At 62.4% G+C, this 20,334-nt stretch carries 22 protein-coding genes and 1 pseudogene; 8 read left to right on the top strand and 15 right to left on the bottom strand.

Going from position 1 to position 20,334, the window contains the following annotated elements; translation table 11 throughout:
• Nucleotide 1 precedes the first annotated feature (1 nt).
• The 10 genes from ribD to X739_RS147810 all read right to left on the bottom strand — a co-directional run bounded on the left by ribD (nt 2) and on the right by X739_RS147810 (nt 9,520).
• Nucleotides 2-1,138, bottom strand: coding sequence for a bifunctional diaminohydroxyphosphoribosylaminopyrimidine deaminase/5-amino-6-(5-phosphoribosylamino)uracil reductase RibD (gene ribD, locus X739_RS147775; RefSeq protein ID WP_023773269.1), 1,137 nt, complete (start codon nt 1,136-1,138; stop codon nt 2-4).
• Nucleotides 1,139-1,140: 2 nt separating this feature from the next.
• Nucleotides 1,141-1,620, bottom strand: coding sequence for a transcriptional regulator NrdR (gene nrdR / locus X739_RS147780; RefSeq protein ID WP_015318247.1), 480 nt, complete (start codon nt 1,618-1,620; stop codon nt 1,141-1,143).
• Nucleotides 1,621-1,777: 157 nt separating this feature from the next.
• Nucleotides 1,778-2,356, bottom strand: a complete 579-nt coding sequence (locus tag X739_RS147785; RefSeq protein ID WP_023773271.1) for a hypothetical protein — start codon at nt 2,354-2,356, stop codon at nt 1,778-1,780.
• Between the two features lie 113 nt (nt 2,357-2,469).
• Nucleotides 2,470-3,783: a serine hydroxymethyltransferase gene (gene glyA / locus X739_RS147790; protein WP_023773272.1), complete on the bottom strand. Its 1,314-nt coding sequence runs from the start codon at nt 3,781-3,783 to the stop codon at nt 2,470-2,472.
• 180 nt (nt 3,784-3,963) lie between these two features.
• A complete protein-coding gene (locus tag X739_RS01000000166270; RefSeq protein WP_280790477.1) occupies nt 3,964-5,226 on the bottom strand; it encodes a cation:proton antiporter in 1,263 nt (420 codons plus the stop codon).
• Nucleotides 5,178-5,498 carry a cation:proton antiporter gene (locus tag X739_RS1000000171200; protein ID WP_280940062.1) on the bottom strand — a complete coding sequence of 107 codons (321 nt, stop codon included), beginning with the start codon at nt 5,496-5,498 and terminating at the stop codon, nt 5,178-5,180. Before X739_RS1000000171200 ends, X739_RS01000000166270 begins: the two co-directional genes overlap by 49 nt.
• 133 nt (nt 5,499-5,631) lie before the next feature.
• A complete protein-coding gene (locus X739_RS147795) occupies nt 5,632-6,885 on the bottom strand; it encodes a L,D-transpeptidase family protein (protein WP_023773274.1) in 1,254 nt (417 codons plus the stop codon).
• 350 nt (nt 6,886-7,235) lie between these two features.
• Nucleotides 7,236-7,751 carry a winged helix DNA-binding protein gene (locus X739_RS147800; protein ID WP_013896002.1) on the bottom strand — a complete coding sequence of 172 codons (516 nt, stop codon included), beginning with the start codon at nt 7,749-7,751 and terminating at the stop codon, nt 7,236-7,238.
• Nucleotides 7,752-8,060: 309 nt separating this feature from the next.
• A complete protein-coding gene (locus X739_RS147805; protein ID WP_023773275.1) occupies nt 8,061-8,483 on the bottom strand; it encodes a DUF6163 family protein in 423 nt (140 codons plus the stop codon).
• Nucleotides 8,480-9,520, bottom strand: a complete 1,041-nt coding sequence (locus X739_RS147810; protein WP_023773276.1) for an enoyl-CoA hydratase/isomerase family protein — start codon at nt 9,518-9,520, stop codon at nt 8,480-8,482. The genes X739_RS147805 and X739_RS147810 overlap by 4 nt, the downstream gene beginning before the upstream one ends.
• Nucleotides 9,521-9,679: 159 nt before the next feature.
• On the opposite strand from X739_RS147810, the gene X739_RS147815 reads away from it, so the two are divergent.
• The 4 genes from X739_RS147815 to X739_RS147830 all read left to right on the top strand — a co-directional run bounded on the left by X739_RS147815 (nt 9,680) and on the right by X739_RS147830 (nt 12,801).
• The gene (locus X739_RS147815; protein ID WP_023773277.1) at nt 9,680-10,501 is read left to right on the top strand and encodes a DUF2066 domain-containing protein; all 822 of its coding nucleotides are present in this window, start codon (nt 9,680-9,682) and stop codon (nt 10,499-10,501) included.
• 113 nt (nt 10,502-10,614) lie between these two features.
• Complete coding sequence (hemB, locus tag X739_RS147820; RefSeq protein ID WP_023773278.1) at nt 10,615-11,646, top strand: porphobilinogen synthase; 1,032 nt, start codon at nt 10,615-10,617, stop codon at nt 11,644-11,646.
• 101 nt (nt 11,647-11,747) lie between these two features.
• Nucleotides 11,748-12,026: a hypothetical protein gene (locus X739_RS147825; RefSeq protein WP_023773279.1), complete on the top strand. Its 279-nt coding sequence runs from the start codon at nt 11,748-11,750 to the stop codon at nt 12,024-12,026.
• Between the two features lie 130 nt (nt 12,027-12,156).
• Nucleotides 12,157-12,801, top strand: a complete 645-nt coding sequence (locus X739_RS147830; RefSeq protein WP_023773280.1) for a dihydrofolate reductase family protein — start codon at nt 12,157-12,159, stop codon at nt 12,799-12,801.
• Nucleotides 12,802-13,052: 251 nt separating this feature from the next.
• Here the strand turns inward: X739_RS147830 and ppk2 are convergent, their stop codons facing one another.
• The gene (ppk2, locus tag X739_RS147835) at nt 13,053-13,973 is read right to left on the bottom strand and encodes a polyphosphate kinase 2 (RefSeq protein WP_023773281.1); all 921 of its coding nucleotides are present in this window, start codon (nt 13,971-13,973) and stop codon (nt 13,053-13,055) included.
• 277 nt (nt 13,974-14,250) lie between these two features.
• Between ppk2 and X739_RS147840 the strand changes: the two genes are divergently transcribed.
• Nucleotides 14,251-15,294 (top strand): aldo/keto reductase, encoded by a 1,044-nt coding sequence (locus X739_RS147840; RefSeq protein WP_023773282.1) that lies wholly within the window; start codon nt 14,251-14,253, stop codon nt 15,292-15,294.
• A 24-nt stretch (nt 15,295-15,318) separates the two neighbouring features.
• Here X739_RS147840 and X739_RS147845 read toward each other — a convergent pair whose 3' ends face one another.
• Together X739_RS147845 and X739_RS147850 are read right to left on the bottom strand one after the other, a co-directional pair.
• Nucleotides 15,319-16,290 carry a glycosyl transferase family 90 gene (locus X739_RS147845; RefSeq protein WP_023773283.1) on the bottom strand — a complete coding sequence of 324 codons (972 nt, stop codon included), beginning with the start codon at nt 16,288-16,290 and terminating at the stop codon, nt 15,319-15,321.
• A 138-nt stretch (nt 16,291-16,428) separates the two neighbouring features.
• Nucleotides 16,429-17,400, bottom strand: a complete 972-nt coding sequence (locus X739_RS147850; RefSeq protein ID WP_023773284.1) for a glycosyl transferase family 90 — start codon at nt 17,398-17,400, stop codon at nt 16,429-16,431.
• 196 nt (nt 17,401-17,596) lie between these two features.
• On the opposite strand from X739_RS147850, the gene X739_RS1000000168165 reads away from it, so the two are divergent.
• Nucleotides 17,597-17,743, top strand: coding sequence for a hypothetical protein (locus X739_RS1000000168165; protein ID WP_015318263.1), 147 nt, complete (start codon nt 17,597-17,599; stop codon nt 17,741-17,743).
• 67 nt (nt 17,744-17,810) lie between these two features.
• Here X739_RS1000000168165 and X739_RS147855 read toward each other — a convergent pair whose 3' ends face one another.
• Both X739_RS147855 and X739_RS147860 read right to left on the bottom strand, forming a co-directional pair.
• Entirely contained in the window at nt 17,811-18,071 is a 261-nt protein-coding gene (locus X739_RS147855) for a DUF982 domain-containing protein (protein ID WP_015318264.1), read from the bottom strand.
• A gap of 103 nt (nt 18,072-18,174) precedes the next feature.
• Nucleotides 18,175-18,840: a GntR family transcriptional regulator gene (locus X739_RS147860; RefSeq protein WP_023773285.1), complete on the bottom strand. Its 666-nt coding sequence runs from the start codon at nt 18,838-18,840 to the stop codon at nt 18,175-18,177.
• Nucleotides 18,841-18,955: 115 nt separating this feature from the next.
• Here X739_RS147860 and X739_RS147865 point away from each other — a divergent pair, with 115 nt between their 5' ends.
• Both X739_RS147865 and X739_RS1000000170610 read left to right on the top strand, forming a co-directional pair.
• Nucleotides 18,956-20,209, top strand: a complete 1,254-nt coding sequence (locus X739_RS147865) for an MFS transporter (RefSeq protein WP_023773286.1) — start codon at nt 18,956-18,958, stop codon at nt 20,207-20,209.
• A gap of 32 nt (nt 20,210-20,241) precedes the next feature.
• Nucleotides 20,242-20,334, top strand: a pseudogene (locus X739_RS1000000170610) (DUF423 domain-containing protein); the annotation flags it as partial.

The following is a 20,334-nucleotide window of genomic DNA, read 5'->3' as shown; positions in this document are numbered from 1 at the left end:
GCTATCCCTGAAAATCCCTGATCCATTCGGCGTAACCGTCTTCGCCGAACCGCATCTCGCGCAGCTTGCGAAAACCCACCGGGATATGGTCAGCGTCGACAGGCGATGCAATGCCGTCTTGGCCAATCGCTTCCGGTCCCTGGAACAGCACGATGCGGTCGACCAGCCCGTCGGCCAGAAAGGCGCTCGCCACCTTGGCGCCGCCCTCGACCAGCACGCTTGCCATGCCAAGCGCCGCCAAATCCTCAAGCAACTCCGGCAAGGCGACGCCGCCCTCGTGCGTCTCCGTACCGATGAAGCGCACGCCGGCGCGCTCGAGCGCGGCCCGCCGCCGCGGATCGGCCTCAAGGCAAGCCGCCAGATAAAGAGGTACTCGATCGACGCCCGACACCAGCTTCGAGCCCTCCGGCAGCCTGATCTGGCGGTCGAGCACGATGCGTGCCGGCGAGCGGTTCTCCAGTCCGGGCAAACGCACCGTAAGCGCCGGATCATCTTCCAGCGCCGTGCCGATGCCGACCAGGATGGCGTCCGCCTCGGCGCGCATGAGGTAGACTTCGCGGCGCGCCATGTCGCCTGTTATCGCGACCTGGCCGGCGCCTTCCCTGCCAATCTTGCCGTCGCTGGAAAGCGCAAGCTTCAGAATTACTTCCGGGCGCTTTCTCAAAGAGCGAATCAAGTAGCCCGCCATCTGTTCGGCAGCTTCCGTGGCGAGGACCTTTTCGACCACTTCTACACCGGCCTCGCGCAGGATGGCGTAACCCTTGCCAGAGACCCGCGGATCGGGATCGCTGGCCGCACCCACGACACGCGCAATGCCGGCACTGACCAGTGCGTTGGCGCAAGGCGGCGTGCGGCCGTGATGGGCGCAAGGCTCCAAAGTGACATAGGCGGTGGCTCCACGCGCGAGTTCGCCGGCCTCGGCAAGCGCCTCGGTCTCGGCGTGCGGCCGGCCGCCGACGGCGGTGACGCCGGTACCGACGATCATCGGCCCGGTCCCACCATCGCGCACGATCAGCGTGCCGACGGACGGGTTGGTCGAGGTGCGTCCGGCATTCTTGCGCGACAGCCGCAAGGCCGCGGCCACGAAACGGCGGTCAAAGGTCGCTTGTTCGGCCTCGCTGAGTTGCGGTGCTGCCATGCTCAGCCGGCGTCCTCTTCGCTCTTTTCCTCGTCCCCCTTCAGTTCGCCGAGCAACTCGTGGAAATCCTTGGCCTCACGGAAATTGCGATAGACCGAGGCGAAGCGCACATAGGCGACATCGTCGAGCGATTTCAGCGCATCCATGACCAGCCGGCCGACCTCGCCCGAGGCCACTTCCGTTTCGCCGGAGCTTTCCAGTTGGCGCACGATCCCGGTCACCGCGCGATCGATGCGCTCGGGATCGACATTGCGCTTGCGCACCGCGATCTCGACCGAGCGCAACAGCTTGTCGCGGTCGAACGGCACTTTTCGTCCCGATTTCTTGACCACGACGAGGTCGCGCAACTGCACGCGCTCGAACGTCGTGAAACGGCCGCCGCAATCGGGGCAGACACGCCGCCGGCGGATCGCCGCGCCATCCTCGGCGGGGCGCGAATCCTTCACCTGCGTATCTTCGGACTGGCAATAGGGACAGCGCATGGAGAGCCTTGGGTTCGCGAATCTGGTGGGGTGAAAGGCTTAGAGCCTTTCCGGTGCGGATTGAAGCAGTTCCGCTTTTTCCACGGCCTGCCGCACCTCAGAGATAGCGAGGCGCGAGGAAGATTGCCAGCGCGGCAAGCTTGCTCCGGCCAGGCCGTTAAGGTGCCACGTCCTTGGTTGGGAAGCCACAAGATGTGCCGAGGGTGCGATAGGCCTTTGTGAAACCGTCCATCGGAATGCTGGCGACAGCCTGCTTGCCGAAGGTGACGTCGAGCGATGTGACTTTTCGCATGGCCCGCAGCAGCGCGAGACTTGTCTTGGCCTGATTGTCGATCGTCCAGCTCGGACGGCCATTGACGGCATCGCTGGAGTAAACCGTCGCGGAAACCTTGATGCCGGGATCGCCGAAAATGGCAGAGATCTTCTTGTCGGTCGGCAGGGTCCGGTTGTCGATGGTGAGCATGACGGCCGGATAGGCGTCAGGCGGCAGCGCGTCGCCGGTCGAGATCGACAATGTCAGCGTGCCCGAATTGCCACTCGCATCGAAGAACGCCGTCGAGGCCGCGCAGGTCTTGTGTGCGTCCTGGCCGGTGTCGAGCGTATCGACCATGGTCGTCCACCGGCCGAAAGTGCTGGTGGCAGGCATGTCCGCAGCGGGCTGCGTCTGGGCCAAAACGGGGCCGCAGGCGGCCAGCCAACCTAAAGCGCCGAGAGAAGCAAGACAAAAATTTCGCATCATCAATTCTCCGGGTCGATGCGTCACCCAATCAGGGTGACGCGATGCCGGTGGATAAAAGATGACGCTTCGCGCCCGGTCAACCGCGATAAGGGATCGCCCGAGATAAGGGATCAACCGAGATAGGGATAGAGGGGGAATCGACCGGTCAATGCGACAACCTTGGCCTTGACAGCCGCCTCGACCGCGGCATTGCCTTCGTCGGAATTGGCAACCTTGAGCCCATCCAGCACCTCGGCGATCAGTTTGCCGATCTCGCGGAACTCGGCCTGGCCGAAACCGCGCGTGGTGCCGGCGGGCGTGCCGAGCCGCACGCCAGAGGTAACGAAGGGCTTTTCCGGGTCGAAGGGGATGCCGTTCTTGTTGCAGGTGATGTTGGCGCGGCCAAGGGCCGCCTCGGCGCGCTTGCCGGTGGCGTTCTTGGGCCTGAGGTCAACCAGCATCAGGTGGTTGTCGGTGCCGCCGGAGACGATATCGAGGCCTGTTTCCTTGAGGCTGGAGGCAAGCGCCTTGGCGTTGGCTGCGACGCTTTCGGCATAGACCTTGAAGCTCGGCTTCAACGCTTCGCCGAAGGCCACCGCCTTGGCGGCGATGACATGCATCAGCGGTCCGCCCTGCAGGCCAGGGAACACCGCCGAGTTCATCTTCTTGGCAATATCCTCGTCATTGCACAGGATCATGCCGCCGCGCGGGCCGCGCAGCGATTTGTGCGTGGTGGTCGTCACCACATGGGCGTGCGGCAAGGGCGAGGGATGCACACCGCCGGCAACGAGGCCCGCGATGTGGGCCATGTCGACCATCAGATAGGCGCCGACGGCGTCGGCGATCTCGCGAAAACGCTTCCAGTCCCAGATCCGCGAATAGGCTGTGCCGCCGGCCAGGATCAGCTTCGGCTTGGTCTCGTGCGCGGTCTTCTCGATGGCGTCCATGTCGAGCAGGTGGTCGTCCTTGCGCACGCCGTAGGAGACAACCTTGAACCACTTGCCGCTCATGTTGACCGGCGAGCCATGGGTGAGATGGCCGCCGGAATTGAGGTCGAGCCCCATGAAAGTGTCGCCGGGCTGCAGCAGCGCCAGGAACACCGCCTGGTTCATCTGGCTGCCGGAATTCGGCTGGACATTGGCGAAGTTGCAGCCGAACAGTTTTTTGGCCCGCTCGATGGCCAGTTCCTCGGCCACGTCGACGAACTGGCAGCCGCCATAGTAGCGCTTGCCCGGATAGCCCTCGGCATATTTGTTCGTCATGATCGACCCCTGGGCCTCGAGCACGGCGCGCGAGACGATGTTTTCGGAGGCGATCAGTTCGATCTCGTGGCGCTGGCGACCGAGCTCGTTGCGGATGGAGCCGAAGATCTCCGGATCGGCATCTTCCAAAGTGGTTTCGAAGAAAGATTCGAATTTGTTGGACGCCGCCGCTGCTGTTGCCATGGCCTGAGTTCCCCTAGGGTTGGAAGGGCAAATTCGTGCACGCCGTCGTCCCGAACCACTCAACGGCCTTGGACGACATGCATTGCGTTCGCCGGGCCATTAACACAGTTGTTTTGGGCTCGCCACGTTTGCAGCGCGAAATTTGCTGGCCGGTTTGCGCCAACGGATCGCGGCGGTTCGCTATTTCCTGTCCCGCCGCTGCTTCAATAAGGCCTCGGTCAAGGTGATTTCAGAAAACAGCGCGCGCATCGTGTGATCGTTGATCTCCTGGCTGCGGAACATGGCGCGCAGCGCTGCACGCTCCGCCTCGATGCCGGCCGCCCTGAGTTCCAGTTCCAACCTGCCGGCTTCGCGGGCTTCGGCGCGGGCCTCGTCGGCTTCGTCCGAAGCCGCGATGCGTCTACGGTAACCTGCCACGATGCTGTCGGCGACGGCCAGGCGGGCCTGGACCGCCTCGCCCTCGCCCGCCTCGTTGGCGATGCTCTCGATCCTAGCGATCGCCGCATTGGCGGCGCCGACGCGCGCCCGGCGCTCTTCCGCCGCTGCCGGATCCTTGCCCGGCTCGACCAGCCCCCGCGCTATCCTGGGCAAGGCAAGGCTGGCGATCAGAAGCGAGCAGATGATGACGCCAGCGGCAAGGAAGATCACCACATCACGTTCCGGAAAGGGAGAGCCGTCCTGCAAAGCGAGCGGCAATGACAGGATGCCCGCCAATGTGATTGCGCCGCGCACGCCGGCCACGGAGCCGGCAAGCCGGACGCGAAATCCGAACGGCTCGGCCTCGCGTTTGCCGATGCGCGCCGCGATCGCCTGGGCGATGTCCCCGACCCAGGTCCACAGGAAGCGCAGCCCGATCAGGCAGAGCGTCAGGATCAGCACCGTCGCCACCGGCTCGATCAGCCAATGACGGCTGGACAGTTCCGGTGGGACCTTGCGGATGATGTCGGGAAGCTGCAGGCCGAGCAGAATGAACAGAGCGCCATTGAAGACGAAGGTGAGCGTCGCCCAAAGCGACAGGGTCTGCATGCGCGCCGACACGCCAAGGAAGCGGTACATGCCGGAAGCCCCGGTCAGCAGGCCGGCGGTGACGGCCGCCAGGATACCCGAGGCACCGACATGCTCGGCGCCGAGATAGGCGACGAAAGGCAGCAGGATCATGACGAGAACCTGCGCTTCGGCGGGCACGCCGCCGATGCGGTTGAGCAGTTGCAGCGCCTTGGCGGCGATGAACAGCGCCGCGATACCGGCCAGGATGCCAGCGGCGACGGCGTAGAGGAAGCTGAGCGAGGCTCCCGCGAAGGAGAAGCTGCCGGTCAATGCCGCCGCCACCGCAAAGCGGAACATGACCAGGCCCGACGCGTCGTTGAGCAGCGACTCGCCCTCCAATATGTGCATCAACCGGGACGGAACCACATTCCTGTCGACGATGGCGGATACAGCCACGGCGTCGGTCGGCGACAGAACGGCGGCCAGCGCGAATGCGACGACGAGCGGAATNAGACGTGTGCTCTTCCGATCTCGAACAGAAGCGGCGGGATGAACACCAGCAGGAAAAGTTCCGGATCTATCTCGACATGGAGGCCCTTGGCGGGCCAAGCAAGGGCCGCGCCGATGGCGATCTGCAGCACCGGCAGCGGCACTCGAACCAGGCGGACGAGCGCGCCCGACAGCGCCACGAAGACCAGCACGACGAGAATGAAGATGGCGACGTCCATGGCACGATCCCGGCTGTTTGCCGACCATCGCCAATCGCCTGAGCTTCGTCCAACCGGTCGAATGAGTGGATCTGACGACATCCGCAACAAAAAGCCGCCCTGAGAGCGGCTTTTTAAAAAAAATATCAGGTCGTTACAGTGAAGACGTGATCTGCAGCTCGCTGTTGCCGTCGAGCGCATAGACGTCGTCGCGGAACTGGACGACGCCGGGTCCTGTCGACCAGGCAGAGAGATAGAGGAAATGCACCGGCACCGGGTTGGTGACCTGGATCGGCGTGTTCTGGCCGGTCTTGATGGCCGCCTCGAAATGCTGGCGATCCCAGCCGGGCGTGTCGCGCAGGATCCAGGTGACGAGATCGCGCACGTTCTGGACACGCACGCAGCCCGAGGAATCGAAGCGCATCATCTTGCCGAACAGGCTCTGCTGCGGCGTGTCGTGCATGTAGACGCCGTCCGGGCTCGGGAAATTGATTTTGACCGACGCCATGGCGTTTTCCGAACCGGGATCCTGACGAAAACGGTACTTGGCGGCATCGTCGGTCGACCAGTCCACATTCATCGGATCGACTTCGCTGCCATCAGGCGCGAACAGGCGGATATGGCTGTTCTTGAGATAGTCGGGATTCTTCCGCATCAACGGAATGATGTCCTTGCGCACGATCGAGACCGGTGCGTTCCAGTACGGATTGACGATGATCTCGTTGATCTTGGAATTGACGATCGGCGTCTGGCGATCGATCTTGCCGACGATCGCGGTATGGCGAAGCACTACGCGGTCGTTCTCGACCGCTTCGACCTGCGCCGCCGGAATGTCGACCAGAACATAACGGCTGCCCAACGTACCGGCCTTTTCCTTCAGCCGCTGCAGATTGGTCTGCAACTGGCCGAGCCGGATCTGTGCCGAAACGTTCATCGCGGCATAGGTGTATTTGCCCATCGAGCCGTCAGCCGGCAGGCCGTGGCGCAACTGGAAGCGCTTGACCGCCGAGTCGACATAGGAATCGAAAGCCGTCGAAATGCCGGCGCTCTGCGACAGGTCGCCCGCAACCATCAGGCGCTTGCGCAGCGGCACCACGTCCGGATCGTCGACGCCGAGTTGCAGCCTCTTCGTCGCGGGAACGTCTGTCCAACCGCCCTGCCCGACAATGTTCTGATACTGCGCGACCGCCTGCTCGGTGAAGGCGACAGTCTGGGGACTGAAGATGGGCAGCGTCGAGGCCACCTTGCCGCCTTCGCTGGCGCGTGCATCGAACTGATCGTCCCAGTTGCCGCGGGCCGAGGATTTCAGGATATCTCCGATCACGTCCTGCGCATTCGCACGCCCAGCCACCACGGCGGCAGCGAGCGCGGAGGCTCCGGAAAGGAAAAAGCGGCGGCTGGTTCTCATGGACGTTCCAGACATTCTTGTAGCGGTTCGATCACTTGCTGCATCGACCATCGCGCGATCTCGCCCGCACTCTAAAATCGGCAATCTTAACAATTAGCCAACCATGGTCCGTATCACATTGGCGACCAAGGCAAGGGGCGCGACACGGTTGCGGGTGGACGCATGGTCTTCACCACAGCATCACTTCCGCTCTCGGTTCCACTGGAATATGGCGGCAACGTGGCCTTGGCCGGTAATTTGCTTCGGCCGGACGCAAGAAAGAAAAGACCGGTGCTTTTCGGCACCGGCCCTGACTGGAGGTCGCTGTTTCGGCCACGCTTCTGCGGCGCGGCTCCGTTTCCTGGATGGTCTTACATCCGGTAGGCAATCGTGTCGTTCCAGAAGCGGTCGAGCCGCTGCAGAGCGCGGTTCATCTGCTTGAACTCGTCGGTGTTGATGCCGCCGACCTGTTCGATCGAGCCGACATGGCGCTCATAGAGACCGGCAACCACGTCCGCCACTTCATTGCCTTTCGGCGTCAGCGAGACACGGACCGAACGGCGGTCGATGCGCGAGCGCTGGTGGTTGATGAAGCCGAGATCGACCAGCTTCTTCAGATTGTAGGAGACGTTCGAGCCGAGATAATAGCCACGCGAGCGCAGTTCGCCGGCGGTCAGCTCGGAATTGCCGATGTTGAAGAGCAGCAGCGCCTGGATGGCGTTGATGTCGGAGCGGCCGTTGCGGTCAAATTCGTCCTTGATGACATCAAGCAGACGGCGGTGCAAACGCTCGACCAGCTGCAGCGATTCCATGTACAGGGAACGGATAGCCTCGCGGCGATCGTCGGAAACGTTGGCGGTCTTCGCCGCCGGACGCGAATTGATCATTGTCTTTGCCTCTCGTTTGTCGCCTTGGTGATTTTTTGTTTTTCACCTTGATCGCGACACTATCGAATACTCATAAAATTCGACTTAAACGCTAGGGCTAACAAGAGCTTACCGGTAAGAGGTTTCGCAAGACGCTTAACGAACGGTCACCCGGGCAAGGATGATTAACCTAAAGATTTAGGCAATGATCGCCGCGCCGGATTGAGGCAGTCGACAGGTCGTCAATGGGTATAAAGGCTTACAGCACGTCGCCTCTGATTTTATGCATGTCGTTATCCCGGAACCGAGGACACTTCCGGGCGACATGCATTAGTGCCGTGCCGGCCGTTTCTGCAGGTAGATGACGACGCGAAAGACGATATAGAGCAGCGCCACGCAGGCATGCGAGACGATGATCAGGGGACGATGGCCGAAAAGCTCGGGAAAGCCGGCATACATGACCGTCTCCGTGACCGCGCAGATGAACCAGATCACCGGGCCCCAGGACGCCAGCATCCACAACCCTGCCGCGGCGAAGGGAAAGAACACCGCGAGCATCACCGCCGCGACCTGCCAATGCACCGGCATAAGGTCGAACCGCCACAGCGAGCCCGGATAGAAGCCGATCAGCTTGATCCAGTAGAGGATGCCGAACAGCAGGCAGTAGCCCGCGATAACACGCTGGAACCAGGCGAAGATCACCTCGACGGTCGAGGGCTGCAGGACGACGCGTCTCGATGTCACCTCGCTCACAACTCGAGTTCCCGATCGCCGAGCGAGGCAAAATAGGCCTCGACATCCGCCTCGCCGACCGCATCGATCGCTGCCGGCCGCCATTGCGGCTTCGAGCCCTTGTCGATGATGGCGGCGCGGATGCCTTCGTAGAAGTCGTGGCCGGCCAGCATCCGGTTCAGGATGCGGAACTCCATCCTCATGCAGTCGTCCATCGACAAGGTCTGCCCGGCGCTGATCTGTCGCCAGGCGACGCGAAGACTGGTCGGCGAGCGCGTGCGGATCGTTGCCAGCGTCCCGGCGGCGAATTCGTCCATGCCCGCGCGGTCCAGGGTGTCGATGAGATCCGGCAGCGACGGTTGGGCAAAATGGCGGGAGATCGCCTCCAGGATCGGCCTGTCGGTCTCCCGCTTGGCCGGAACAAAGAAACCGCGCAGCACCGATTCCGGATCGCCCGTCAGCGCCAGCCGATCGAGGAAGCTTAGCTGGTCTTCGGCCTTGATGGTGTGGGTGGCCAGCCCCGACCACAGCGCATCGCCATAACGAATGCGGTTCCCGGTCAGCGCCAGGTACATGCCGAAGGAACCGCCAAGGTCGGGCAGCAGATGACTGGCGCCGACATCCGGGAAAAAGCCGATGCCGACCTCCGGCATGGCGAACTGGGCATTCTCGGTCATCACCCGGTGCGAACCGTGGAAGGAAATGCCGACCCCGCCGCCCATGACCATACCGTCGATGAGCGCCACATAGGGCTTCTTGAAACGCGCGATGTAGGCGTTGAGGCGATACTCGTCTGCGAAAAACTCTACCGGTGGGTTTCCAGCCCGACCGGCTTCGTAGATGTGCAGGATATCGCCCCCGGCCGAAAACGCCCTGCCCTCGGCCTTGACCACGACGACATCCACACCCTCGTCGCGCTCCCAAGACCGCAGGGCCTTGCCTAGCGCCTTGATCATGCGATGGGTGACGGCGTTGAGCGCCTGCGGCCGCGTCAGCGTGACGACCCCCGCCCTGCCCAACCTTTCGAAGCGAATTTCGTCGCCTCCACCAAAATCCATCGCCAGAGAATCCTTGTTCCCACGCCTGCGGGACTGAAGTGCTAAAGGCGGCACATGGGTGCGTCAATGGCTGCAGCCTGGCCGCCTCGATCTTGGCGGCTAGCGGTGGCCGATGCTATTGGTGGACGTTACGAGAGGCCGAGAGCAGGATAGTTAGCCATGCCGCCGTTTTTGCGCCTTGCCTTTGTTCTGAGTTGCCTATCGGTGTTGATGGCAACCAATGTCGCCGCGGGGGCAACCGACCTCGGCGACCTTTACCACTCGCAGACCATTGTCACCGGCCAGGGTGAAGAAAACCGTCAACTCGGCTTTAGGACTTGCCTCGACAAGGTGCTCGTCCGTGTTTCGGGCGATCAGCGGCTGCTTGCCAGACGCGAAATGGACGCGCTGCGCGACAAGGCCGGCAGCTTTGTCGACTCGTTCCGCTACCATGACCGGATGGAGGGCATTCCGATCCATGACGAGCAAGGCACGCATGACCGGCCGCATGATCTCACCTGCTTCTACAAACCTGATGTGATCGACAGGCTGCTGGCGTCGCTCGGCAGCAGGCCCTGGCTGGGCGAGCGGCCGACACTCACCGTCTTCCTCACGACCGAACAAGGCGCGCGGCATTTCGTTCTGAGCGCCGAGGAAGGGCGCGGCGAGACGATGCGCGAATCCTTCGTCAATGCCACCGGGCCGATGCTGATGCATGTCGCGTTTCCGAAAGCCGCGCAACTTGCCGGCTTGGGTGAAGGAGCGCTACGCGCGACGGACATGGCAAGGCTGGATCGGATGGCCAAGCAAACCGGCGGCGACCGAGCGCTCGCCGGCAGCATCGTATGGAGCGACGAGGAACTGGGCTGGATCGCCGATTGGCGACTGGCCGATCACGGCAAGACCTATCGCTGGCAGGTGCGCGGTGTCAGCTTCGACGAGGCGTTCCGTGTGGCAATAGGAGGCGCGGCACAGGTCCTTTCGGGCAATGGGCAGCCCTGACCCAATAGGCGTGGTGGGACAGCGTTGTGGCAGCTTTCGGCACTGGCACAAACGTGTCGCATTGGTCAGCACCAAGGGCTCGTGGTAAAAGCAGCGGATCCGGAGTTTTGGCCATGAACAAATTCACCCCAGCAAAAGCTGCCGGCGCGCGCAGCGTCGATGACGTCACCGGTAGCCGCCGCCTGCGCCGCATGCGCAAGGCCGACTGGTCGCGCCGGCTCGTGCAGGAGAACAGGCTTTCGGTGGACGACCTGATCTGGCCGATATTCGTTGTCGAGGGCAGGAATGTCCGAGAGCCGATTGCCGCCATGCCCGGCGTCTTCCGGCTTTCGGTCGACCTTGCCGTCAAGGAGGCCGAACGGGCGGCCAAGCTCGGCATCCCGGCTCTTGCCACCTTTCCCAACGTCGATCTCGGCCTGCGAGACCAGACGGGGTCCCACATCCTCGACCCGGAAAACATCATCAACCGCGCCACGCGTGCCATCAAGGACGCGGTACCCGAGATCGGCATCATCACCGACGCCGCACTCGACCCGTTCACCAGCCATGGCCATGACGGCATCCTGCGCGATGGCATCATCGTCAATGACGAGACCGTCGAACAGGTCGCGGCGGCGGCCGTCATCCAGGCGGCGGCCGGCGCCGACATCATCGCGCCGTCCGACATGATGGACGGCCGTATCGGCGGCATCCGCGACGCGCTCGACGCCAACGGTTTCCAGGACGTGGCGATCATGTCCTACGCCACCAAATTCGCCTCGGCCTTCTACGGCCCCTATCGCGAGGCGGTCGGCACCGCCGGCCTGCTCAAGGGCGACAAGAAGACCTATTATATCGACCACGCCAATTCGGACGAGGCGGTGCGCGAGGCCGAGCAGGACATCGCCGAGGGCGCCGACATGCTGATGGTCAAGCCCGGCCTGCCCTATCTCGATATCATTCGCCGGCTGAAGGACGAATTCCAGATGCCGACCTTCGCCTACCAGGTCTCGGGCGAATATTCGATGATCAAGGCGGCTGATTCCAATGGCTGGATCGATGGCGAGAAGGCGATGCTGGAATCGTTGCTCGCCTTCAAGCGCGCCGGCTGTGACGGCATCCTGACCTATTTCGCACCCGAAGTGGCTGTGATGCTGAAGGGGTAGCCCGACTTCCCGGGCAAGGCACTTCAGTAGATGTCACCACTTCCTTCGATTGGTCGGCTGTTCCATCGAAAACCCGCTGACAAAAACTGGCAGCTGCAGCTATGATCGAAGCACGGCCGGAGGCGGCCCGCACCTCGGCCAAGCGGTATGGCGAACGCCTCCTGAGGATGCTTCTTGACCCGTTTCACCGTCGGGCGACGGTGTCGGCAAGGCGGGCACTGACGAAGGCTTCGCCGCAACCCGAGGAAACGGTCATGCTTGCCTATTGCCATGCCAAGACGATGGCGAAAGCCATGCGGCAGGCGCTGGCCGCCCGCGACCTGACGATCAGCCACAGCGAGGACCTTGGAATCGTCGCGCGCCAACTGACCGGGCAATGAGGCGGTGGCCGTAGCTTGGCGGCAAGATTCGGAAACACCTTTCCCGCCTCGAAAAACCGCTTGCAATTCAAAATCAGTTTGCTAGAAAACCGCTTGCAAAATACAACTGGCTCTCAAGAAGGAGGTCCTCATGTCCAAACTTCGCGTCAACGCTTTCAGCCTGTCGCTTGACGGCTATGGCGCCGGTCCCGATCAGAGCCTTGAAAATCCGCTCGGAGTCGGCGGACCGGCCCTGCACAAATGGGCTTTCAGCACCCGCACCTTCCGCAAGATGTTTGGCGAGGAAGGCGGCGAGACAGGCGTCGACGAAGACTTTGCGGCGCGCAGCTTCGAGAATGTCGGCGCCTGGATCCTCGGCCGCAACATGTTCGGGCCGATCCGCGGCGAATGGCCTGACGACAGCTGGAAGGGCTGGTGGGGCGACAACCCGCCCTATCACGTCCCGACCTTCGTGCTGACGCATTACAAGCGCGATCCCATCGTGATGGAAGGCGGCACGACCTTTTATTTCGCAACCGACGGCATTCATTCGGCTCTCGAACAGGCCAAAGCGGCCGCGTCAGGCAAGGACGTGCGAGTCGGCGGCGGCGTCTCCACCGTCCGGCAGTATCTGCAGGAAAAGCTGATCGACGAGATGCACCTGGCGATCTCGCCGGTGCTGCTTGGCAGAGGCGAGAACCTTTTTGCGGGGCTGGATATGGTGAAGCTTGGCTATCAATGCACCGAGCAAGTGGCGACGGCGCTTGCCACGCATGTGGTGATCAAGCGGGCGTAAGGTGGCGAAACCCTCGACGAACGCCCGTTTCTCCCTGTCACTATACGGGGAGAAATGTCCGGCAGGACAATGAGGGGCGGCGCTAGCGCTAGAAGATTGCGCTGTCGAGCATGTCAGATGGCAATGTGTCAGCAGAAGAACATAGCGCGCGCGGGGTTGATCCGGGCTCAATTATCAAAGCCAGCGCCGCCCCTCATCCGCCTGCCGGCACCTTCTCCCCGTAGTGACGGGGAGAAGGACAAAACTCTCGCTCAATACTTCTCCGGCACGTAAAGTTCGCGCGGCAGCACCTGGCGCTCGTATTCCGGGTTGAAGACGCGCTCCGGCAGCGTGATCTCCTCGTGTGGCACCTCTTCATACGGCAGCTGCTTGAGCAAATGGTCGATGCAGTTCAGCCGCGCGCGCTTCTTGTCGTTACCCTCGACGATGAACCAGGGCGCCTCGGGAATGTTGGTGCGGGCGAAGGTCTCCTCCTTGGCCTTGGTGTACTGTTCCCAGCGCACCCGCGACTGCAGGTCCATCGGCGACAGCTTCCACTGTTTCATCGGGTCGTGGATACGCATCAGGAAGCGCATTTGTTGTTCCTCGTCGGTGATCGAGAACCAGTATTTGACCACGGTGATGCCCGAGCGCACCAGCATGCGCTCGAACTCCGGCACGTCATGGAAGAACTCCTCGACCTGCTCGGGGTTGGCAAAACCCATTACCCGTTCGACGCCGGAGCGGTTGTACCAGGAGCGGTCGAGCAAAACGATCTCGCCGCCTGCGGGCAAATGCGGGACATAGCGCTGGAAATACCATTGCGACTTCTCGCGTTCGGTCGGAGCCGGAAGCGCCACGACGCGGCAGATACGCGGATTGAGCCGCTGTGTGATGCGCTTGATGACGCCGCCCTTGCCGGCGGAGTCGCGGCCCTCGAATATCACCACCAGTTTCTTCTTGTGGTAGGCGACCCAGGATTGCAGCTTGATCAATTCGGACTGGAGGCTGATCAGGTCGCGAAAATACCGCATGCGATCGATCGAAGGCGGATGCGAGTTCTTGTAGATCTTGGCGATCTCCATAGAGAGGGCCGGCTCCGACATTTCGAGCTCATAGTCCTCGTCGAGCGTGTCGGCGAGCTCGGCCTCAAGCCAGTCCTTGGCAGGGGAATTCTGTTTCAGCTCGGTCATATCAACTGCTCCGCTTGCAAGCCCTCTCGGTTACCACTGGCGCCCCAATTGCTGGCCAGCGGCCTGAATGGAAACACCTGAGCCGACTTCAATATAGGCCGGCGGTGACGGTTTTATTGCAGCCCGAGCGCAATTTCCGACGTTGCAAATTCCGCAATGTACGATCGATCGACCGTAGTCGCATGGCGACAAGCCGGCCGAATTGTCCTACAAATGCGGTCGCATTCCAGGCCTGCCTTGGCGGCACGCCTCTTCAATAAAATCGTGAGGATCTGACATGGAATACCGCACCCTTGGCCGTTCCGGCCTGAAGGTTTCGACACTGACGCTTGGCACCATGACATTCGGCGGCGCCGGGCCCTTCGCGGCGGTCGGCAACAGCGATCTCGCCGAAGCCAAGCGGATGATCGACATGTGCATCGATGCCGGCATCAACCTCATCGACACCGCCAACGTCTATTCCAACGGCCTCTCCGAAGAGATCATTGGCGAAGCGCTCGGCGGCAAGCGCAAGAACGATGTGCTGATCGCGTCAAAGGCGCGGATGCGGATCGGCAAGGGCCCGAACGACGAGGGCCTGTCGCGCCACCATCTGATCCGTGAATGCGAGAGCAGTCTGAAGCGCTTGAAGACCGATGTCATCGACATCTATTTCGTCCACCAATGGGACGGCCTCACCCCGCTCGAGGAGACCGTTGCCGCGCTCGACAGTTTGGTCAGCCAGGGCAAGGTGCGCTACATCGGCTGCTCCAACTATTCCGGCTGGCAGGTGATGAAGGCGCTTTCCATCAGCGACGGCCGTCACCAGCAACGCTTCGTCACCCAGCAGATCCACTATACGCTGGAAGCACGCGAGGCCGAGTACGAGCTCTTGCCGATCTCGGTCGATCAGGGGCTGGGCGTTCTGGTCTGGAGCCCGCTCGCCGGCGGCCTGCTGTCGGGCAAATACCGCCGTGACAGCCCGACCGCTCGCCAGCTTGCCGGCTGGTCCGAGCCGCCGATCCGCGACGAGGACCGGCTGTGGCGGATTGTCGATGTGCTGGTCGACATCGGCAAGGATCGTGGTGTCTCGGCGGCGCAGGTGGCGCTCGCCTGGCTGCTCGGCCGCCCTGCCGTCTCCTCGCTGGTGATCGGCGCCCGCAATGACGTTCAGCTCAAGGACAACCTTGCGGCGGCGGCCCTGAAGCTCGGCACCGAAGAACGCCAGCGCCTCGACGCGGTCAGCCGGCCGCCCCTGCTCTACCCCTACTGGCACCAGCAACTAACAGCGAAGGATCGCTTCGGCCCCGCCGATCTGGTTCTCGACCGCAGCGATATCTGATCGGCATCAGGCCGAGAGCAAGAGCTAGCCGCCGATAAACCGCCAGAGTTCGGGATCGGGTTCGATCTGGCCGCCGAGCACGAAATATTTGTAGAGGACGAGCAAGGAGATCGAATGCTCGTCCCGTTCATTGGAGAATTTGCGGCAATAGGCATTGGCTGCGGCTATGATGCGCTCCGCCGCGGCCGGGTGCGCTTCGAAATAGCGCACTTTTGCGCCGAGATCGGCAAAATCGGGGTCGAGCGGCGCATAGTGGACACCGGACTCGAGCTGGCTCTCGCCGAACCATGTTTCGTAGGTCGGCGGCGGCATCAGACAGAGCGAGTTGGAATTCATGATCCATTTGAGGTTGGTCGCCACGTCATTGCCCTCCAGCGAGACGATGTAGCGATAGCGCAGGTGCTGGCTGATGCTGAGGAAGGGCTTGCTGTACTTAGCCGGTGCGCTGCGCTTGTGCGAACCGGCATCGCAGAACGGCAGGTCGCGCGCGACATCCAGGAACCGTGTTCTGATCGGATTGTTGAGGTCGCCGCGCCAGACCACGGCAGGGCGCTTGTCGGCGAAGGCGACGGTATCGACGGGCATGTGGAAGTGGCGGAATTTGTTGAACTTCATGACGACGGCATTGCTGTTGTCGGCGCGGATCGGCCGGTCCTTGACGAGGGTCGGCAGCTTGGGCACGCCGATGACATCGCCGAACTTCAGGTCGATGAGCAATGATGGATCGAAATAGCGGGCAAATTCCTTCAGGTCGTAATAGTACATGCTCGGTTCAAACGGTATCTTGTCGATGCGCACCGCATCCGGGCCCGGCGTAAAAGCGTCCTGCAGCTTGTTGTAGTGATTCAGACGCCGGCGCACGGCCTCGTCCGAGAGTCTGGCCTGCTGCAGGCGGCTGGCCAATCGCCGCCGGAAGATCGCCTGCGGCGCGATATCGCGCATGACGTTCCGCGCATAGTAGAAGACCTTTGCCGTCGTTCGTTGGAGGGTGGCCATGGGTTCTTTTGATCAAAGATAAACGCGTTCAAACAAATGACGGTCGGGATGGTTCCCGCAGCATGATTGCCGTATCATCCAGCCACGCATTCCGATAGCACCCCAATGCATGGCTAGCTGCCTCGACCGTCGCCGCAACTAGCCCGTTATGTAGCGCCACACCTCGGCATCCGGTTTGATCTGGCCCGACAGAACGAAGTATTTGTAGAGCACCAGCAGGGAGATCGCCTGCTCGGTCTGTTCGTCGTCGAATGTCCGGCAATAGGCGTTCGCGGCCGCGATGATGCGCTCCGCCTCCGCCGGTTTCCGCTCGAAATAGGCGACGTGGTCCTCAAGGTTCGAGAAATCCGCCGCGAGCGGCACATAGTGGACGTTGGCTTCGAGCTGCCGCTCCGCAAACCATGTCTCATAGGTCGGCGGCGGCATCATGCAGAGCGACTTCGAATTCATGATCCATTTGAGATTGGTCGCCACGTCGTTGCCCTCGAGCGAGACGATGTAGCGATAGCGCTGGTGCTGGCTGATGCTGAGAAAAGGCCTGGCGTATTCGGGCGGTGCGTTCGGCTTGTGCGAACCGGCATCGCAGAACGGCAAGTCGTGCACGGCGTTCAGAAATCTTGTCCTGATCGGATTGTTGAGATCACCACGCCAGACAACGGACGGCAGCTTGTTGGCGAACGAGATGGCGTCAGCCGGCATCTGGAAATGACGAAACTTGTCGAGTTTCATGATGATCGCGTTCTCGTCGTCAGCACAGATTGGCCGGTCCTTAACGATCGAAGGCACCTTAGGGACATTCCTGACGTCGCCGAATTCCAGGTCGATGAGCAGGCCGGGATCGAAGTAGCGGGCGAATTCCTTCAGGTCGTAATAGTACATGGTTGGCGTGAAGGGCAGTTTGCCGATGCGCACGGCATGGGCGCTTGGCGCGAAACCATCCTGCAACTTGTTGTAGTAATTCAGCCTGCGGCGTGCCGCCTCACCGGAAAGCCTGGCCCTTTCGAGACGGCCAGCCAGCCTGGCACGAAACAGCGCTTGCGGAGCGATATCGCGCGCGACGTTTCTCGAATAATAGAAAACTCTTGCTGCGGTCCGTGAAATTGTGGCCATCGGTCACTTGATCAAAACAAACGGGCTTCTCAATTCATTGGCGCCCGCATGTCCTACATCATTGTGGCGCCGATCTGGCAAGTGCCCGCATCTCTTGGATGCCAGCAGCCACGCATTGTCGCTTCGGCTGTTGTGTTTGACGGCTAATGCTCCTAGGCAGGCTCAGGGCCGCAAGGCAGTCACAAAAGGAGCCGACATGGCGCGAGCACCAAACTACGATCAGGAACGCAAGGAGCGCGACCGCCAGAAAGCGGCCAAGAAGGCTGAAAAGCTGGCGGCCAAGGTTGCCGCGCGCGAACGTACGAAGCCGGAAACCGAGACTGAGACCGAAACGAAGGATTAACGGCATCCGGCCCGCTAATGCGGGCCGAGCCTCAATCCAAATTGTCAGCCCAAACCGCGAGCTAATATCAGGCTGGCGCCTTGTCGCTGATGAAGACATCCACTTCCCGCGCCGCGGCGATGAAAGCGCGCCTGGCATTCATCGCCGGCTTGTCGCCGGCGAGCGCGTCGTGACAGGCCTGCAGCGCCGCACGATGCTTGGGGCTGCGCTTGCCGGGCCAGTTGTTGAGGAGGTAATCGGAAGCCTCCCTTGCCGAACGCAAGAGTTGAGTGCTTCCCGCCGTGACGGATTTGACGGTCACGGGTGTTTCAAACCGGTTGTTTTCCATCGCCGCTCTTACGCCATCGGCTTCCTTGAAGCGAGGCCGAAAGTGCGCTTCACGTCAGACCCGTCTGTTTTTCCGGCCAGTGTGCCGCAGCGCATGGACCGCACTAAGCGGCGACAACGGCAAATCCCCTGGCGCGAAGGCCACGTCGGTCGTTCGCAAGCGACCTCACCAGCCGGTCACGGCTGCCGACGATGTGGGCCGACAGCAGCCGCGCGGCTTCATCGGCCTGACCGAGGCGTGTCGCGGCAAGGATGGCGCGATGTTCGACCCAGGCACGGCCAAGGGCCGTTTCGTCACGCACTTCCAGCCAGCGGGCGCGTGACAGGCGCGTCATCGCGTCACGAACCGCCCGGAACAGGAATTCGTTGCCGGAGAGCCGCGCCAGCTCGATGTGAAAATCCATGCCGACACGGTGCCACTCCTCGCGCGGCGTATCTTCGTCGCAGGAATCGAGCATCGCCTCTATGACATCGATGGCGCTCTTGTCGGCTTGCCCGCACGTCAGCCGCAATGCCGCGATCTCGACCGCCTCGCGATAGACCGCGACCTGCTCGAGTTCGGCCAGGTTGATGGGCGAAACGGTCCAGCCGCGCCCGTCCCTGCCGACCAGCCCCTCGGTTTCCAGCCGCAGCAGCGCCGCCCTGACAGGTGTGCGCGAGGCGCCGAATTGGCTTTCGATCCAGCGCTCGGTCAGTCGCTCTCCCGGCCCGATCTCGAGCGCCAGGATCATCTCGCGAAGCTGCCGTTCGACATTCTGCATCTGCGACATCGCGCGTCCTTTCCGAAGCCGCATTGACAGCGGCCGGCGTGAAGTTCATGACGGAGACCAGTTTGGTATCCCAAAATGGTATCCGCAACAAGCGCTGATACCGGGCAGGCAGGGCATGACGCAGGAAGACACGCAGCAAAGCGGCTACAACTTCCACTGGCGGCGCAATCTCGCCGTCTGTTTCGCGGGCTCGTTCAGCACGCTCATCGCCATGACCCTGCTGCTGCCATTCCTGCCGCTTTATGTCGAACAACTCGGCGCACAGGGCCACGCGGCAATCGTGCAGTGGTCCGGCATCGCCTATGGCGCCACCTTCTTCGCCGCGGCCACAGTCGCGCCGCTATGGGGGCGCCTGGGCGACCGCTACGGGCGCAAGGTGATGCTGGTGCGCGCCTCCTTCGGCATGGCGATCTGCATGTCGCTGACGGGCATGGTCGAGACGGTCTGGCAACTGGTTCTGTTGCGCCTGCTGATCGGCTTCGCGGGCGGCTATTCCTCCGGTTCAACCATACTGGTGGCCATGCAGACGCCGAAGGAGCGTTCCGGCTGGGCGCTTGGTGTGCTGTCGGCGGGCATTACAGCGGGCTCGCTGGTCGGTCCCCTGTTGGGCGGCGTGCTGCCGCCGGTGATCGGCATTCGCGCCACCTTCCTCTTGTCAGGCGGCGTGATCTTCCTCGCCTTCCTGGCAACGACCTTCCTCATCAAGGAGAGTCCGCGCCCGAAGCCAGCCAAACCCGCGTCGGCGGCAAAGCCGAAAAGCGGCTGGTCGCAGATCCCGGACAAGCGCCCGGTCGTGGCCATGCTGACCACCGGTATGCTGCTCGCCTTCGCCACAATGTCGATCGAGCCGATCATCACCGTCTATGTGCAACAGCTCGTCGAGGACCAGAGCAGGGTGACGCTCGTCGCCGGCGTTGTGATGTCGGCCGCCGCGCTGGGCACGATCCTCTCGGCGTCCTGGCTCGGCAAGCTCGCGGACCGGATCGGGCACTGGAACGTTGTCGTGGGAGCGCTGGCGGTTTCGGCGCTGCTGCTTATCCCGCAGGCTTTTGTCACCAACAGCTTGCAGCTCATCGGCCTGCGTTTCCTGATGGGCCTGGCGCTGGGCGGGCTCCTGCCCTGCATCACCAGTGTCATCAGGCACAACATCCCCGACGGCGTTGGCGGCAACGTGCTTGGCCTGGCGATCTCGGCGCAGTATGTCGGACAGGTCGCGGGGCCGTTGGCCGGCGGTTTTGTGGGCGGCCATTTCGCCATGCCGGCGGTGTTTCTCGGCACGTCGGTGCTGATGGCGCTCGGGGCCGCCTACAACTGGATCGTCCAGTCGCGGCGGACGCGGCATATGGCACTGGAAGCGCGCAAGCCCTGACGCTTGCTTAAGATAGAAGGAGCACGCCGGCCATGAACCGCGATCCAAATGGCAGTCGCCTTCTCGTGCTTGCCGGCGGCCTCGTCGGCGCGGCGGGGGTGGCGCTTTCGGCGGCCGCCGCCCAC

Source organism: Mesorhizobium sp. LNHC209A00 (assembly GCF_000502915.1).
In the GTDB taxonomy this organism is placed as follows: Bacteria; Pseudomonadota; Alphaproteobacteria; order Rhizobiales; family Rhizobiaceae; genus Mesorhizobium.
This window is presented reverse-complemented; position numbering and strand designations above follow the sequence as displayed.

Bases quoted from the DNA above. Each gene is read 5' to 3' on its own strand.
- ppk2 (WP_023773281.1), bottom strand. From the start codon at position 13,973: ATGACCGAGCTGAAACAGAATTCCCCTGCCAAGGACTGGCTTGAGGCC.
- X739_RS147845 (WP_023773283.1), bottom strand. From the start codon at position 16,290: ATGGCCACCCTCCAACGAACGACGGCAAAGGTCTTCTACTATGCGCGG.
- X739_RS147830 (WP_023773280.1), top strand. From the start codon at position 12,157: ATGTCCAAACTTCGCGTCAACGCTTTCAGCCTGTCGCTTGACGGCTAT.
- X739_RS147840 (WP_023773282.1), top strand. From the start codon at position 14,251: ATGGAATACCGCACCCTTGGCCGTTCCGGCCTGAAGGTTTCGACACTG.
- ribD (WP_023773269.1), bottom strand. From the start codon at position 1,138: ATGGCAGCACCGCAACTCAGCGAGGCCGAACAAGCGACCTTTGACCGC.
- X739_RS147825 (WP_023773279.1), top strand. From the start codon at position 11,748: ATGATCGAAGCACGGCCGGAGGCGGCCCGCACCTCGGCCAAGCGGTAT.
- X739_RS147815 (WP_023773277.1), top strand. From the start codon at position 9,680: ATGCCGCCGTTTTTGCGCCTTGCCTTTGTTCTGAGTTGCCTATCGGTG.
- X739_RS1000000168165 (WP_015318263.1), top strand. From the start codon at position 17,597: ATGGCGCGAGCACCAAACTACGATCAGGAACGCAAGGAGCGCGACCGC.
- glyA (WP_023773272.1), bottom strand. From the start codon at position 3,783: ATGGCAACAGCAGCGGCGGCGTCCAACAAATTCGAATCTTTCTTCGAA.
- X739_RS147850 (WP_023773284.1), bottom strand. From the start codon at position 17,400: ATGGCCACAATTTCACGGACCGCAGCAAGAGTTTTCTATTATTCGAGA.
- X739_RS147795 (WP_023773274.1), bottom strand. From the start codon at position 6,885: ATGAGAACCAGCCGCCGCTTTTTCCTTTCCGGAGCCTCCGCGCTCGCT.
- X739_RS147810 (WP_023773276.1), bottom strand. From the start codon at position 9,520: ATGGATTTTGGTGGAGGCGACGAAATTCGCTTCGAAAGGTTGGGCAGG.
- X739_RS147785 (WP_023773271.1), bottom strand. From the start codon at position 2,356: ATGCGAAATTTTTGTCTTGCTTCTCTCGGCGCTTTAGGTTGGCTGGCC.
- nrdR (WP_015318247.1), bottom strand. From the start codon at position 1,620: ATGCGCTGTCCCTATTGCCAGTCCGAAGATACGCAGGTGAAGGATTCG.
- X739_RS147855 (WP_015318264.1), bottom strand. From the start codon at position 18,071: ATGGAAAACAACCGGTTTGAAACACCCGTGACCGTCAAATCCGTCACG.
- hemB (WP_023773278.1), top strand. From the start codon at position 10,615: ATGAACAAATTCACCCCAGCAAAAGCTGCCGGCGCGCGCAGCGTCGAT.
- X739_RS147865 (WP_023773286.1), top strand. From the start codon at position 18,956: ATGACGCAGGAAGACACGCAGCAAAGCGGCTACAACTTCCACTGGCGG.
- X739_RS147800 (WP_013896002.1), bottom strand. From the start codon at position 7,751: ATGATCAATTCGCGTCCGGCGGCGAAGACCGCCAACGTTTCCGACGAT.
- X739_RS147860 (WP_023773285.1), bottom strand. From the start codon at position 18,840: ATGTCGCAGATGCAGAATGTCGAACGGCAGCTTCGCGAGATGATCCTG.